Source organism: Clostridioides sp. ES-S-0123-01, assembly GCF_020658415.1.
In the GTDB taxonomy this organism is placed as follows: domain Bacteria; phylum Bacillota; class Clostridia; order Peptostreptococcales; family Peptostreptococcaceae; genus Clostridioides.
In genome coordinates this window covers 721,520-737,779 of sequence record NZ_JACVWD010000002.1, presented here as the reverse complement: position 1 = coordinate 737,779, position 16,260 = coordinate 721,520, and the positions used below count along the sequence as shown (strand labels likewise).

Below are 16,260 nucleotides of genomic sequence, written 5' to 3'. Positions count from 1 at the left end.
TATTCACTTTGTAAATATAAGAGGTGGAACTTTTAACGTTCTACCTAAAAATTCAGAAATAACTGTATGCTGTTTATTTTTATTGGACCTTATTATTAACTAATTTGTAAAATAGTGAAATGCTCTAATGATTTGTAAAATAGCTCTTGCTTAGAGCTAAAATAATGATAAAACATTCCAACTTCTCCATTAACCTTATTTAATATCATGCTAACAGAGATGATTTCATACCCATACTTTAAAAATAATTGAATAGCAGAATCTAGTATTTCTTCTCTTTTCCCTCCTTCTAAAGCAGATTTTCTTGCCATAAAATTAGCATCTTATTCAAATAAACAGAATATTGTTCTGTTTATATTTTATAATACGATTTAGATAAAGTCAATTATAAACAGAATATTGTTCTTATAATATAAAATATTAAAGCTTACACATGTGGAAGTATGATACAAATCTTTAATTATTTATCTTAAAATATTCTAGGTGTTATCATTAAGACTATTAATGTTTTCTTATTAAAGCTATAAAATCTATATAAAATTAATTTTCTAGAGTTCTTAAAAGATTATTACTGCGATTTTAAAGGTGTTACTTTGACTTTTTTAGTGATTGATTTTATCTATTAGAAATGTTACTATTAGTAATATAAAAGGAGAGTAAATAAAATGGACAAAATTATTTTAGGATTACTTATGCTTAAGAAGCTGACAATTTATGAACTGAGAAGTGTCATAGAAATGAATTTCACTTCGATGTGTAGCAACAGTATGGGAAGTATTCAAGCGGCAATAAAAAAGTTGCTTGAAAAGAAGATGATAGTGTATGAAGAGTTTGTTGAAAATAGTGTCAATAAGAAATTTTATTCATTAACGGATGCAGGAAAAGCATGTTTTTTAGAATGGGTAGAGACGTCTATGGTTGCAGGTAAAGTGAAGGATATGGAATTAAGTAAATTATTTTTTATGGGATTTGTTCCAACACAAAAAAGATTGTCACTAATTCAATCTTATATTGTTGACCTCAAAAAGGAAAGAGAGCAGTTGGAGAATATCAAAATACAAGACATCAATGTTGCAAAATTACAGTATATTACCTATCTAGAAGAAAACCAAGAACAGTTTAATCACTTTTTACAAGATACTGAACATTCCAACATACAAAGAGATATTCAAGATATAATTGATTTTGAGTTATTGACCTTAAAGTTTGGAATTGACAGGACAAATTTTGAAATAGCATGGTTTGAAAATTTAAAGAAGAAATTAATTAATGAGTGGCCAAACAATAGTCAGAATCAAGGAAAAGGGGGTAGCTAACATGAAAGGAACTGTAATAATAACTGGAGCTAATTCAGGGATAGGAAAGGCAGCAGTATTTAAGTTTGCATCAGAGGGTTATAGGATTATAATGGCATGTCGTAATATTCAGATTAGTGAACCCGTGTGTCAGGAAATTATAGCTAAAACTAAAAATATTAATGTGGATTTGCTTCAACTAGATATTTCATCGAGACAATCAATTTATAGTTTTTGTGAGACCTATAAAAAAAAATACAATGTATTGGATATCTTAATCCATAATGCTGGACATTTTAAACATGGAGAAAAAAATTTTCAACGAAGTATTGATGGTATAGAATTAACATTTGCTACCAATCTATTTGGGCCAGTTCTTATGACCAATTTATTATTGGATATGCTTGCTAAATCAAAAAATCCTAAAATTCTAAATGTATGTAGTACAAATATAAAGCATTTTTTTGATAAAAGAAGAAAAATTAATTTTGGAGTTTTAAGTGGTGAAACTGTAGAAGATAAAGAATATAATTCTTATAAAATTTATGGAGATTCTAAAATAGCTTTACTTATGGCTACAAGTATGATGAAACAAGAATACAAGCCTTATAATATAAGTGTAAATGCAATTATGGTTCCAGCAACAAAAATGAGTAAAGAAACAATTAAGAAATTTAATTCATATTGGAAAGTACTTGCATTTTTACAAAACATTATTATACCAAAATCAGAAATTATTGGAGAGGCTTACTTTTCGATTTGCACCTCTAATGTTTATACAGGTATGACTGGAAAACTAATAAATCACCAAGGAAAGATTGTTGAAATGGCTAATGACTCAATATCATTTATAAAAAGCATTACAAGCACAGATGCTTATCCACCTTATGTCAATAACAAAGAGACAATAGAGAAAGTATGGACTATATGTAAACAATATGTTGAAACTGCTAAATGTAATTTGCTAACATAACGCATATAATTCATAAGGTTATTATAGCAACAACATAATCTTATTAATATTTCTAAAAGGATGGAGTATTCTTGATAATTCTGTTCAGTTTTTATTTGATTGTTTGAATTAATATGAGAAAAATTACAATTAGCTATAATTTAATTTATAATTGATATGTACTTGATTTTGTTTAATTATTTGAATATACTTTAAGCAGAACGCATAGAGTTAGAGGGTTAGTAGATAAAAGACAATAACTCTTTATTAGGAGTGATTTTACTATGGAAACATACTTTGATAAGAAAATATTACTTGTTGATGATGAAAAAGATATAATAAATTTAATTGAGGAAGTATTGATAAAGGATGGCTTTAAAAATATTGTTAAAGCTTATAATGGCTTAGATGCGATTTCTTTGTGTAAGATAGAATGTCCAGATGTTGTTATTCTCGACATAATGTTACCTGATGTAGATGGCATAGAAGTGTGCAAAAAAATTAGAGAGTTTTCATATTGTTCAATTCTCTTTCTTTCATCAAAAGATGATGATATTGACAAAATACTTGGTCTTAGTAGTGGAGGAGATGATTATATAACAAAGCCATTTAGTCCAAGAGAAGTTGTTTTTAGAGTCAAAGCTCAGTTGCGTAGACAACAATATCAAAGTGTTGTATCATCAGAAAATTCAATAATTAGGTTAGGTAATATTACAGTTGATACAGAAGGATGCCGTGTGTATAAAGATGAAAATGAAATTGAGTTAACAGGTAGAGAATATCAACTTTTAAGTTATATGGCTCAAAATTTAAATAAAATTATAGGAAAAGAAAGTCTTTATGAACAGGTATGGGGTGTATATAGTAGTATATGCGACAATACAATTATGGTACATATAAGACATCTAAGAGAAAAGATTGAAGATAATCCTTCAAATCCTAAAATACTTATAACAGTCAAAGGGCTTGGATATAAGCTTGTGAATAGAGTTGATTAGGATGAATTTTAGTGATTGTTTTTTAGGCACTCATTTATGAGTGCCTATTAATATGCTTATACTTTAGTAAAATATTTACGATTTCAAATTAAATACCTTGTCAATCCAACCTTTATAAAACTTTTCTTCGTGAGAAACTAAAATAATACTTCCCTTAAATTGTTTCAAAGCATTTTGTAAAGCATCTTTTGTTTCTGCATCAAAGTGGTTAGTTGGTTCATCTAAAATCAAGAAATTACAAGGTGACAACATCACACAACATAATTTAACCTTAGACTGTTCACCACCACTTAGTGTGGAAACACTTCTTGAAACATGTTCTTCTTTTACACCACACTTGGCTAAAGAGCGTCTGATTTCCTTTGTGCTTAATTTTGGATATATATCTGCCATTATTTGAAGTGGTGTTTTAATAGGATTTTCCCATTTTAAATCCTGCTCATAATAACCAATTTTTATCTGGTCTGAAAAGAGGAAGCTTCCAGAAATACAAGGGATATCTTTAACCAATGTTTTTAACAAAGTGGATTTACCAATTCCATTAAATCCAGTTATAACTACTTTTTGACCTGCATTAACAGAAAAATTTAATTTTGGTAGTAATGGATAATAGTATCCAACTTCAAGATTAGTTACTGTGAGTGCGTTTTGCACAGATATTTCAATTTCTGCAAATTGGATACATGGTTTTCCTGTAAAGTTAGGAGGAGCTATTCTTTCTATTCTATCCAATTGTTTTTGTCTTCCTCTTGCAATTTTTGAATTTACACCAGCCTTATTTTTACGTATAAATGTTTCTTCTTTTTCTATTTTCTTTTGTTGCGCTTGATATTTTCTAATATAATCCTCTCTTAAGTGTGATTTTTGTTTAAGAAATTCTGAGTATTTTCCATGATACTTTTTAATCATTCCAAATTCTATATCGAGAATACCTGTGGAAATTTTTTCTAGAAAGTCGAAATCATGGGAGACTACAATAAATGCACCTCTAAATGTATTTAGATAATTGGCAAGCCATTCAACATGCTCTTTGTCTAAAAAATTTGTTGGTTCATCTAATAATAAAACTTCATAATTAGAAAGTAGTAATTTTGCCATAATTACTTTTGCTCTTTGACCTCCACTAAGTTCCCCAATAATACGATTCATTCCTATTGAATCTAGTCCAAGACCATTTGCTACCTTATTTATTTCATTGTCTATAGAGTAGAAATCACTTGCTATTAATTGCTCTTGATAAGTTGATGCCTTAATAAGTTGTTGCTCATTTCCAGATATAGAACTTTCTTGATATAGCAAATTCATTTCTTTCTCTATTTTATAGAGGTCTTCAAATGCAGTGTGTAAATACAATGATATTGTTGTATCTCTATTAATATCTGCATATTGGTCCAAATGACCTATTTTGATATTAGGTTGCCACTTAATCTCTCCTGTATCTGGGATAACTTCTCCTAATAAAATTTTAATTAAGGTGCTTTTACCTACACCATTTTGGCCAACCACACCTATATGTTCGCCTTTAAATAAATCAAAGTCAGCTTTTTCGTACAGTGATTTATCCATAAAACATTGTGATAAATTATTTACTTTTAATAAACTCATAATTCAAACTCCTTTTTTACTATAAAAATTTTATGAAAATAAAAAAGCAGAGGAATAGCATTATAAAATGCCGACCTCTGCTTTTGGAAAAACAAAAGGCCATAGATAAGCATTGCTATCTATGGCCATAAAATCTATATATCTATCGGCAAATAGGTAAATTTAAATAAGCATAGCTAAAAAACTACACTAAACCTATATTTGCCGATGAAGATAGAAGCTTTAAGCTTCCAGATTAACCTCTACACAACGCTTCATCATATACATTTGTGTAGAGTTAAGTTTTCTAACAAGTTTAACTAATTTTATATAAATCATAATTATTCACATCCTAATCTCAATATTAATTCTAATTCATTTATATTTAAATTGCACTATTGTACTTTTGATTTTTTTCATTTAATTTAATACATATATCACTAATTATAGCTTAAATCATGTTATCATAATACTTAATTATAGTCAATATAAAAGATATTTTTACACGAGAACTTTTATAATACAATAAGTTTAAGTTATATTATAAAAATAAAGGATATAAATTAATTACAATAAAATAGAAGCTACTTACAAGATTTTAAAAAAGTAAATAGCTTCTTTTATTTGAATATATTTTAAAATATTTATATATTATATAAATATTTAAATTATAGCAATTCTCCATATTTTTTTATAAAGATTTTTTTTATCATAGTTACCAATACCATATAAGATAAGATAGTAAAAATTAACCCTATAAAATAGATATTTGGTAGTGGAATCATACCAATAGCATTTCCAAATGATGTATAAGGTATAATAGTTCCAATTGTAATTCCTATTGTTGTTAAGAGCGTTAGTCTCCATGAAGCTCTACTTTTAACAAATGGAATGTGTGGAGTTCTTATCATATGAATAACCAATGTTTGAGACCATAAAGATTCTACAAACCATCCTGCATGAAATAGAGATATAAAACCAAGTTGACTTGTAGTATCTAAGCTATGAAAACTTCCGCCAAATACTCTTGGACATATGAAAAAATACATTAATATATATGTTGTAATATCAAATATTGAACTAGTTGGACCAATCCAAGTCATAAATTTACTTATAGATGATGAGTCCCATTTTCTTGGGATTTTTAGATAATCATCATCTACATTATCCCATGGAATAGTTATACATGAGATATCATAGATTAAGTTTAGCACTAAAATTTGAATTGGTAACATTGGTAAAAATGGTAGAAATGCACTTGCTATTAATACAGAAAACATATTGCCAAAATTAGAACTTGCTGTCACCTTTATATACTTTATAATATTTGCATATGTTTTTCTTCCTTCAATAACACCTTCTTCTAATACCATAAGGTCTTTTTCAAGCAGTATAATATTTGCACATTCCTTAGCAATATCAACAGCTGTATCAACAGATATTCCAACATCAGATTCTTTCATAGCAACAGCATCATTTATACCATCACCCATAAAACCAACCGTATGACCATTTCTACGAAGAGATGCGACTATACGAGATTTTTGCTCTGGAGAAAGTTTTGCAAATATACTTGTACATTTCACCATTTCATCAAGTTTAGTATCACTCATGTCTTCTATATCTGAACCAAGTAGGATATTTTTAACTTTAATGCCTACTTGTTTACAAATACATTTTGTTACTGCATCATTATCACCAGTTAGGACTTTTACATCAACTCCATTTTCAAGTAATGCATTTATAGCATTAGATGTACTTTTTTTTGGAGGGTCTAAAAATGCAAGATAACCTATTAAAACCATGTTACTTTCGTCAGAAACTGAAAAAGAATCTATAGGTGAAGGGTTGTTTTTTTGGGCAATGCCTAAAACTCTCATCCCATCATCATTATACTTAGAAACAGTTGTAAGAATTTCCTTACGTATTTCATTAGTGATTAACTGAATATCACCTTTATATTCAACATGAGTACAAATTGATAGCATTTCTTCAATAGCACCTTTTGTAATAAGCTGAGTTTTTCCTAGTTTATTTTTAACAACTACACTCATTCTTCTTCTATTGAAATCGAATGGGATTTCATCAATTTTTGTGTAGTTTTTCCAAAGTTCTTGCATACCATTTTCATTTGCATGGTTGATAATAGCTATATCCATAAGGTTCTTAAGACCTGTTTGATGGTAACTATTTAAAAATGCATGACGAAGAACTCGTCTATCTTCCTTGCCATGAATATCAAGAGAATATTCTAAGATTACTTTATCTTGAGTCAAAGTTCCTGTTTTGTCAGTGCAAAGTATATCCATAGCACCAAAGTTTTGGATAGAACTTAAGTTTTTAACAATAACCTTTTTCTTTGACATAGCAACTGCTCCTTTTGCAAGGTTTGCAGATACTAACATTGGTAACATTTCTGGTGTAAGTCCAACTGCTACTGAAAGTGCAAACAAAAATGCTTCTGTCCAATCACCTTTTGTAAAGCCATTTACAAAGAGAACAATTGGAACCATGACAAACATAAATCTTATAAGTAACCATGAAACTGAATTAACACCCTTTTCAAAACTTGTTATAGTTTTTTTATTTGTTATTTGTTGAGCAATAGAACCAAATATAGTACAATCACCTACTGCAATGACAATAGCTATAGCTGAGCCACTGATTACATTACTACCCATAAATGCAAGGTTGTCTAAATCAAGAACATTATTTGAAGTACTTTTTTTAGTATTATAAAACTTTTCTATTGGTTCACTTTCTCCTGTAATAGAAGACTGACTAACAAATAAATCTTTAGACTGTAATATACGTACATCAGCTGGAACCATATCACCAGCAGCAAGATGGATAATATCTCCAACTACAACTTCTCTTAGTGGTATTTCCACTAATTCTTTAGAATTACGCATAACTGATATAGTAGTATTTACCATTTCACTTAGAGCTTGAGCTGCTTTTCCAGAGCGATATTCTTGAATAAATTGCAATAGACCACTTATAGTTACCATTGTTAAGACTATAATAACTGTAGTTGCATTTTTATCATCAGGTTTTGCTAAAATAACATCTGTAATAAAGGAAATTATAGCTAAAGTAAGAAGTACAATAGTAAAGGGATTTATAAAAGATTTTATAAGTTTTTTTATAAAAGAATCACCTTTTTTTTGAGTGATTTCATTTTTGCCGTACTTATCTTGCATTTTATTAACCATTTTTTCACAATAGCCATTATAAGAATTTTCATATTCGTTTAATAAAATACAGGCGTTCATTGTAGCTGAATCAATTAAACGTTCCTTTGAAGTTGAACTAGATGAAGTTCTTGTAATAAATTTTTTATTTAATTTTTTTATCATGTCTAAATCCTCCTTAATAATTATCTGTTTTGTACAGAAAAAAGGAAGTAAAGACATAAGCCTGTGACGAAAACACATCGCTTATTTTATATTTATTAAAAACAGGTAGAAGAAATAAGACGTACAAAATAGTACATGTATTCTTCAAATAAGTGATTACTTCGCCCGACAGGGCTTATGCTACTACTACTTCCTACGTCCATTTTCTCCACCTCCTAAATTCAAAATATATAAACCTATAATAGACAAATAGGTATTAAAAAATCCCTTGTCAAAGCAAGAACAATGACAAGGGATTTAAATCCATATAAAAATAACCAAGGTATAAAAACCTAAGTATATTTATAAAACAGCACAAACTGTTTCATTCATCGTTCAAGCTTTAACTTCATAGGGCGATGAAATTGCGTTAGATTATGCCTTGGAATCGACATAAACTGTTGACCTTCTCATAGTGTCTCCACTATTTTGCGGCAGCAACCCGTATCCCTATGGTAGCCTCACCTACCGAAATATTTAATTTCTCTAAAATTGTAAGCTATAAAAAAATATTTGTCAATAGCTTGAAAAAAACTAAGTACAGTTAATATTTTCTATTACTTGCTATAAATTACATATTTTTCCCTAGCAGAATATATTCATAAAATATTGCGACTTATAAAATCAAAGGTGTAGTATTGTTGAACTTTTAATGGTATGCTAAGATATTTATATAATTATAATAAATAAAAATATATAATTACTATATAAAGTTATACTTTTAGAGTAATCACTAAAAATATATGTTTATTTATTCTTAGATAAACATATATTTTTTTAAGTATTAAGTATAATGATAAGTTTATGTATGATATAAATCTAAGTAATGTATTATTAGAATGATTATAAATAATTTGAGGGAAGGTTTTATATGAGGGGGGATAAAGTTTGTGTCAATTAAGAGACTGATTTTCATCGTATTTTTAATTAATTGTATGATATTTATGTGTTTTCCAATACAATCACTTGCAAAGACAGAAAAACGTGTTATAAAAGTAGGTTTTTTTGATTTTGAAGGATATCATGATTATGATAAAAATGGAAATAGAAATGGGTATGGATATGAATATCTTCATGAGATTGCAAAGTATACTGGCTGGACATATGAGTATGTATCTGGTACATGGGAAGAGTGTCAAACTATGTTAGAAAATGGACAGATTGATTTACTTACTTCTGCACAATATACAAAAGAACGTGCTGAGAAATTTGATTTTTCAGAGGTACCTATGGGAAGTAGTTATGCACGACTTACAGTAAAAAGTGGAAATTCAAAGTATACACCAAATGATTATAAAAATTTTAATGGAATAAAGGTTGGACTACTTTATGGAAATAGTAGAAATGAACATTTAAAGAAATTTGCAAATGAAAAAGGATTTAATTACACATTTAAATATTTTAAAAATCAGGAAGAATTGGAAAATGCATTAAAAAGTGGAAAAGTAAATGCTATATTAACTAGTAGTTTGAGAAAAGTCAAAAATGAAAGCGTAATTGCGCAATTTGCTCCATCCCCATTTTATTGTATTGTAAAAAAAGGTAACACTGAACTGTTACAAGATGTAAATGAAGCTTTAGAAGATATTGAGATGGACAATCCAGCATATAAGTTTAATTTATATAGTAAGTACTATCAGTCTAGTAATAAAGATACATTTATTCTTTCCAGGGAAGAAAGCAATTACTTAAAAAGAAATAATCATATACGTGTAGTAAGTATGCCAAACTCATATCCATTATCATATTTAGATACAGGTAGACTTAAAGGTATTGTACCAGATATATTTGATTTAATTGTAAAAGAGCTTGGATTAAGTATAGATTATGTAAAAGCTAATTCATATAAAGAATCGATTGATATGGTAAAAGAGGGAAAGGCAGATGTTATATGTTTTTTTAATTCAGATTATGGGTGGTCAGAGCAGAATGGAATTAAGATTACATCTCCTTATATGACATTGAACTATAGCATTATAACTAAAAATTATAAAAATACCAAAATTGATAATATAGCTGTCGCTGAGAGCGATACATTCAATGATGAGTATATCAAAGAACACTATAAAGGTAGCAATATTCAAAGATATAAATCTGAAGAAAAAGCTATAAATGCAGTAAAAAGTGGAGATGCAGATGCAGCATTTGTAAATACATATTCTGCTGAAGACTATATACAAAAAGATTATAATAATTTAAAAGCAATTCTAGTTAATGATTATAAAACTAATATATCTTTAGGTGTTGGAAAAAATATAAATCCAACATTATATTCCATTTTGGATAAGAGAATAAATGCACTTAATAAAGATGAGTATTCAGAAATTATTGCAAAGCATACAATTTTTCAAGACTATAAAATTAGTTTATCACAGTATATTCATCAGCATCCAGTTCAAACAGTTTTAATTTCTTTTTGTTTCTTTTTAGTTATAATAGCAGTACTTTCTTATGTTATTGCAATCAACAAAAGACATTCCAATCATATTTTTGATTTGGCATTTAAAGATGTAGAGAATGGAGTTTGGAATTACAATGGATTTGAAGATCAAGCACCACGAATTCTAGAAAAGCATAGAGAAAAATTTTATACAGTAATTGCTTTTGATATATCTAAGTTTGCTATCATAAATGAAAATTATGGTAGAGATTCTGGAGATATGATTATAAAAGAAGTTGCATCAGTTTTGAATAGAGTTATTGGAGACAGGGCATTAATAGCTCATGTAAAAGCAGACCATTTCCTTTTACTCCTACCCTATGATTTAAAAGAAGATTTGGAATTAACTCTTATTGATATAAGTAAAAGTATTTCATACTTTGAAGTTAAGGGGATTGGCATTAAAGTAAAGGCAAATTTTGGAGTATATATTATCAAAGAGCAAGACATTGTTATTACAAAGGCTATTGATTATGCTGAAATTGCTAGAAGAAAAGCAAAAAGAAGTAATTCATCTATTATATATTTTGATGAATCTCTTAGAGAAAGTCTTAACAAAGAAAAAGAGATTGTTGATAGGATAGATTATGCATTAGAACATAATGAATTTCAGGTTTATTATCAACCTAAGTTTGATATGAGAACAAATAACATTATTGGTGCAGAAGCACTTGTTAGGTGGAATCATAAAGAACTTGGATTTATGAATCCAGGAGAATTTATACCTATACTTGAAAAGAGTGGTGGAATTATAGATGTTGATTTTTTTGTGTTAGAAGAAGTATGTAAGTTGACAAGATTTTGGATAAGTTCTGGAGTTAAACCCATTTCAATCTCTGTAAATCAATCAAGAGTACATTTTCAGAAAAAAGATTATATAAATAGATTACAAAGTTTGCTTGCTAAATATGATATACCTAAAAGCATCATTGAACTTGAGATAACTGAAAGTCTATTTGAAAATGATAGTATATCAAATGATATGATAAATGAGATTAAGGAACTTGGTTTTTTAATTTCTGTTGACGATTTTGGTTCTGGATATTCTTCATTACATCTTCTTAATCAAGTTTCTGTAGATATTCTTAAAATAGATAAATCTCTCTTAGATAATTCTGAAGGAAAAGGTAAGGTAGGTAAGATTATTAGTAAAGTAGTTGAGATGGCAAATGACTTGGGATTAGAGGTGATTTGTGAGGGTGTTGAGAGGATAGAACAAGCAGAATTTTTAATGAGTATTGATTGTTACTATGCACAAGGTTATTTGTATGCAAAGCCTATGCCAAAAGATACATTTCTTAAAGAAGTAGATAAATTTAAAGGTATGTAAAAGGATACATATAATATATGTATATAGAGAAATACATATATTATTAATACTAAGTAATGATTGTAATTTTATAAATATATAAATTATAATCATTATTTTTTTTATAAAATAAAAAAGTTTGTTACTATAAAATAATAATTCGAAGAGTATTAGCTTTACACTTAGAAAAATTTAGTTGATATACAATAAAAATACTAATTTTAATTTAGTTTAAATATTTTAAGTGTGTCATGTATGTTGTATTTAATTAGTTTAAAAATTTAATGATAAATACTATATTTCATTAAATTTTATTGAAATAATTTAAATTATTTACTTATTTTAAATTATTAGATAAAATTATATTAAATAATTAAGGAGGTGAATAGACATAGACGAGATAGATTTAAAAATAATTAATTCTCTAAAAAAGAACAGTAGAGCCTCAACTTCTGAAATAAGTAGACAAGTTAATCTATCAATACCAGCAGTTTCAGAGCGTATAAAGAAAATTGAACAGTCAAATATAATTCAAAAGTATACTATTCAAATCAATCGAGAAAAAACAAAGTATAAACTTTTAGCTTTCGTATTTATCAATACAGATTTATCTAAAAGTATAGAAGAGTTTAAGAAGACTATGTTGGAGTATGATACTGTATTAGAATGTCATCACATTTCAGGAGAATATGATTATTTAATAAAAGTATTAGCAGAGGATACAAATGAACTTGAAGAATTTATATCAATAACTTTGAAAAAAATTAGAGGAATCCAGAAAGCTAATACAACCATTGTTTTATCAACAATTAAAGAGGAAATTAATACAATCAAAGATATTTTTTAGATAAGCATATACTAAAATATTGATTATATTAATACCTACTTTCTTACATATTTTTAGGAGGAAAATACAATATGAAAGTTTTAGTTTTTTTAGCAAAAGGTTTTGAAACTATGGAATTTAGTGTATTTGTAGATGTTATGGGATGGGCTAGAAATGATTATGATTACGATATAGATGTAGTAACTGGTGGATTTAAAAAGCAAGTTGTAAGCACATTTAATGTTCCAGTATTAGTTGACAAAACAATAGATGAAATATGTGTAGATGATTATGATGCATTAGCTATTCCTGGAGGATTTGAAGAGTTTGGATTTTATGACGAAGCATATGATATATCTTTTTTAGACTTAATAAGAGAGTTTGATGCAAAAGGGAAGATAATTGCTACTATTTGTGTAGCAGCTTTACCTGTTGGTAAAAGTGGTGTTTTAAAAAATCGTAAAGCTACTACATATCATTTAAAAGATGGTCAAAGACAAAAACAGTTAAGTAAATTTGATGTAAATGTAGTCAATGAGCCAATTGTTGTAGATAGAAACATTATAACTTCATATTGTCCAGAAACCGCACCACATGTAGCTTTTAAGCTTTTAGAAATGTTGACATCTAAGGAACATATGGAAGTTGTAAAATTAGCTATGGGATTTAAATTATAATAAATTAAAGATTATTTAAGTAATCAGAACCCCAATCACACATAACATCTAAAATAGGAATAATGCTTTTTCCAAAATCAGATAATGAATATTCAACTTTTGGAGGTACAACAGGATAAACAACTCTTACAATTAAGCCATCTGTTTCTAATTCACGTAATTGTTGAGTTAGCATTTTAGCAGTTGCTTTAGGTATTAATTTTTTAAGTTCATTAAACCTTAATGTGGTATCTTTAAGATGCCAAAGAATAAGTGTCTTGTATTTACCACCAATCAATGCAAGGGTTGCTTCTATAGGACAACTGTAATTACTTGAACATTTTTTCATTTTTTTAGACCTCTCAATATATTTTGAAGTACCCTTTTTGGTACTATGTTACAAAAAAGTACATTATTGTAATATATAATTATAGTGATAAGATTATAGCATAGGTTAAATAAATCATCAACTTAGCCTAATAAAATGATAGGGGGGAAATAAATGAATTTTGTTGAAATCGCAAAAAAAAGATATTCTTGTCGCAATTATCAGGATAAAAAGGTTGAAAAAGAAAAACTTGAGAAAATTTTAGAAGTTGCTAGAGTAGCTCCAACAGGGGGGAATCGTCAGCTTCAAAGATTAATTGTAATACAAGAAAAAGAAGGTCTTAATAAAGTTTCTAAGGCTGCGAATATATATGATGCACCATTAGCAATTATCGTATGTGGGGATAAGAATAAAGTTTGGACAAGACCTTTTGATGGTAAACAACTTACAGATATTGATACAAGTATAGTTACTGATCACATGATGTTACAAGCAACTGAACTTGGATTAGTGAGTGTATGGGTATGCTATTTCAATCCAGATGTAATTAGAGAAGAATTTAATTTGTCAGATAATCTTGAGCCAGTAAATATATTACTTTCTTCTAATTTTCTACCATGTACACGACTTAAATAGTATTCAGCTCTTTCTAAATAGTCATCCTCAGATGCTCTTTGCATCTCAATATTAATATGATTTTTTTCTTCATCTTCCGCTAAGATATCTAATCTAGGTCTTTTTTCACCTACATAATTAATTGTTGGGTCAGTCTCAACTCTGATTATTCGCTTTATTTTAATAAATGGTCTAATATTTTTATTGGCGTCTGGAGCATCCTTAAGAATATCATTTATAAAGCTTGCAAGTAAATCGTAATCATTATTTAAAGTAAATAAAGATTTAAACACTTCATCATACTCAGGTTTAGCATATCCATCCTCAGTTACAACTTCTCCAACATTTTCACTAGTCAATATTTCCTTTGGAATTAAACTTCTAATCTTGTCTAATTCTTCATTAGAAAAATCACCTCTGTCAAGTATATCATTCACTTTTTTAGCCCATTCTCTATCTTTTTCTTCAATTAAAGTTCTTTTATGTTCTTTTAATGTTTTATTAATTTTCAATTTTTCTTCTAATTTCTCTTTCATTTCAACACCTCTTTCTTTTATTATATCAACTTTTTATTAATTAATCTTATCTTTCATATATATACCTCCTAATTTTTATGATACTGACAAATGCAGTTTAAATTTTTATTTGCTAATTAAAATAGCTTAGTTTTCATACTCATATTTAATATGGGTTAAATTCGCTTTTTATTTGAAAATAAAAGAAATTTTAATATATTAGTGCAGAACGTTTCCTGTTATTAGCATGTATCTCAGTTGTTTATCTTAAATTAATATACAAAAAAATAAAAGAGCAAATATATTTTACTCTTTTAACCTATTCCTTTGAGTTTATTCTTGTATTTATCTATCCATCTATTGGATATGGAATCTATATCAAGTATATTTCATCCATCTGATAATTTACTTTATATTTATTATATTGTTTACTATAATTAAAAATAGAATAATTTTTCAAATTTTTTATCTAAAGCTATACACAAAATAAGTGCTAGTTTTGCTGTTGGATTGAACTTTCCTGTTTCTATTGAGCTGATAGTGTTCCTTGATACACCAACTAATTCAGCTAATTGACTCTGAGATAAATTTATTTCTTCCCTAGCTGTTTTTAAGTTATTTTTTAATATTAATTCTTTTTTCATTGGACTACCTCAATGATAAGAGTACAAAATTAACTAAATAAAAAATAGTAATAATTGTACCTATAATTCCAACAATAATATAAGATTTTTTATGTGTAAATTTATATTTTGGAATAGTCTCAGCAGCTAAAAATGCCCAAAATAATGAAGATGCAGCATAGCTTTTTTGATCTACATAAGCATTAAATAGAATGATAAAAATATATACACAGCAAAATACAAAATAACCTACTAATCTTCCTTTATCTTGTATATATTTTATACCTTCATCATTATTTGATTGGCGGCTCTTTTTTAAAATTTCTTCTTTATTCATTTAGAAACCTCCTTTATATATGCAAGTTTACTTGGTATTAATATTATTATAACATGCCAAGTTTTATTGTCAAGAATAAATTCAAATATAGATTAAGATATTAAGTATTTAAAGAAGAAAGATATTAGTAGATACAGATCACTTTGCTAGTACAATTTAATAATAAAGTGTAAAAATTTTAATATTTTATTAATTTGTTTTAAATGATAAAATAAATTATATTAAAAAAATAACATAATTTTATTCTTTTAGATAGCAGAATTATAAATTTAATAGTAATAATTTTTTGAAACATATATTAATAACATAAAATTATAAATTTTATTATAAGTTTTATTATAAAGACATGTATTATCATGTATAAAAATAAATGTTGAAATTATA

The 16,260-nt window shown here is 27.4% G+C and carries 13 protein-coding genes, 1 pseudogene and 1 riboswitch; of the genes and pseudogenes, 7 read left to right on the top strand and 7 right to left on the bottom strand.

What is annotated here, in order from left to right; all coding sequences use genetic code 11:
* Positions 1-95: 95 nt before the first annotated feature.
* Positions 96-311, bottom strand: coding sequence for a TetR/AcrR family transcriptional regulator (locus IC175_RS06795; protein ID WP_227435644.1), 216 nt, complete (start codon positions 309-311; stop codon positions 96-98).
* 354 nt (positions 312-665) lie between these two features.
* Between IC175_RS06795 and IC175_RS06790 the strand changes: the two genes are divergently transcribed.
* The 3 genes from IC175_RS06790 (at position 666) to IC175_RS06780 (ending at position 3,245) form a co-directional block, all read left to right on the top strand.
* Complete coding sequence (locus tag IC175_RS06790; RefSeq protein ID WP_227435647.1) at positions 666-1,316, top strand: PadR family transcriptional regulator; 651 nt, start codon at positions 666-668, stop codon at positions 1,314-1,316.
* A 1-nt stretch (position 1,317) separates the two neighbouring features.
* Entirely contained in the window at positions 1,318-2,268 is a 951-nt protein-coding gene (locus tag IC175_RS06785) for an SDR family NAD(P)-dependent oxidoreductase (protein WP_227851323.1), read from the top strand.
* Between the two features lie 263 nt (positions 2,269-2,531).
* The gene (locus IC175_RS06780; RefSeq protein WP_227435659.1) at positions 2,532-3,245 is read left to right on the top strand and encodes a response regulator transcription factor; all 714 of its coding nucleotides are present in this window, start codon (positions 2,532-2,534) and stop codon (positions 3,243-3,245) included.
* Between the two features lie 75 nt (positions 3,246-3,320).
* On the opposite strand, the gene IC175_RS06775 is transcribed toward IC175_RS06780, so the two are convergent.
* Both IC175_RS06775 and mgtA read right to left on the bottom strand, forming a co-directional pair.
* Positions 3,321-4,850 (bottom strand): ABC-F family ATP-binding cassette domain-containing protein, encoded by a 1,530-nt coding sequence (locus IC175_RS06775; RefSeq protein ID WP_227851321.1) that lies wholly within the window; start codon positions 4,848-4,850, stop codon positions 3,321-3,323.
* Between the two features lie 647 nt (positions 4,851-5,497).
* Entirely contained in the window at positions 5,498-8,188 is a 2,691-nt protein-coding gene (gene mgtA, locus IC175_RS06770) for a magnesium-translocating P-type ATPase (protein ID WP_227851320.1), read from the bottom strand.
* A 360-nt stretch (positions 8,189-8,548) separates the two neighbouring features.
* Positions 8,549-8,707: riboswitch (M-box (ykoK) riboswitch) on the bottom strand.
* 410 nt (positions 8,708-9,117) lie between these two features.
* Here mgtA and IC175_RS06765 point away from each other — a divergent pair.
* The 3 genes from IC175_RS06765 (at position 9,118) to IC175_RS06755 (ending at position 13,479) form a co-directional block, all read left to right on the top strand.
* The gene (locus IC175_RS06765; protein WP_227851319.1) at positions 9,118-11,997 is read left to right on the top strand and encodes an EAL domain-containing protein; all 2,880 of its coding nucleotides are present in this window, start codon (positions 9,118-9,120) and stop codon (positions 11,995-11,997) included.
* A gap of 364 nt (positions 11,998-12,361) precedes the next feature.
* Positions 12,362-12,823, top strand: coding sequence for an Lrp/AsnC family transcriptional regulator (locus IC175_RS06760; protein ID WP_413926665.1), 462 nt, complete (start codon positions 12,362-12,364; stop codon positions 12,821-12,823).
* Between the two features lie 71 nt (positions 12,824-12,894).
* Positions 12,895-13,479, top strand: coding sequence for a DJ-1/PfpI family protein (locus IC175_RS06755; protein ID WP_227481826.1), 585 nt, complete (start codon positions 12,895-12,897; stop codon positions 13,477-13,479).
* A gap of 4 nt (positions 13,480-13,483) precedes the next feature.
* On the opposite strand, the gene IC175_RS06750 is transcribed toward IC175_RS06755, so the two are convergent.
* Positions 13,484-13,807, bottom strand: a complete 324-nt coding sequence (locus IC175_RS06750) for a winged helix-turn-helix transcriptional regulator (RefSeq protein ID WP_227435669.1) — start codon at positions 13,805-13,807, stop codon at positions 13,484-13,486.
* 153 nt (positions 13,808-13,960) lie between these two features.
* On the opposite strand from IC175_RS06750, the gene IC175_RS06745 reads away from it, so the two are divergent.
* Entirely contained in the window at positions 13,961-14,422 is a 462-nt protein-coding gene (locus tag IC175_RS06745; RefSeq protein ID WP_227851318.1) for a nitroreductase family protein, read from the top strand.
* Here the strand turns inward: IC175_RS06745 and IC175_RS06740 are convergent.
* The 3 genes and pseudogenes from IC175_RS06740 to IC175_RS06730 form a co-directional block, all read right to left on the bottom strand.
* A pseudogene (locus IC175_RS06740) lies at positions 14,386-14,937 on the bottom strand (PD-(D/E)XK nuclease family transposase); the annotation flags it as partial. The gene IC175_RS06745 and the pseudogene IC175_RS06740 overlap by 37 nt on opposite strands.
* 416 nt (positions 14,938-15,353) lie before the next feature.
* Positions 15,354-15,560 (bottom strand): helix-turn-helix transcriptional regulator, encoded by a 207-nt coding sequence (locus tag IC175_RS06735; RefSeq protein ID WP_227831746.1) that lies wholly within the window; start codon positions 15,558-15,560, stop codon positions 15,354-15,356.
* 4 nt (positions 15,561-15,564) lie between these two features.
* Positions 15,565-15,876, bottom strand: coding sequence for a DUF6442 family protein (locus IC175_RS06730; RefSeq protein WP_227831745.1), 312 nt, complete (start codon positions 15,874-15,876; stop codon positions 15,565-15,567).
* Between the last annotated feature and the right edge of the window lie 384 nt (positions 15,877-16,260).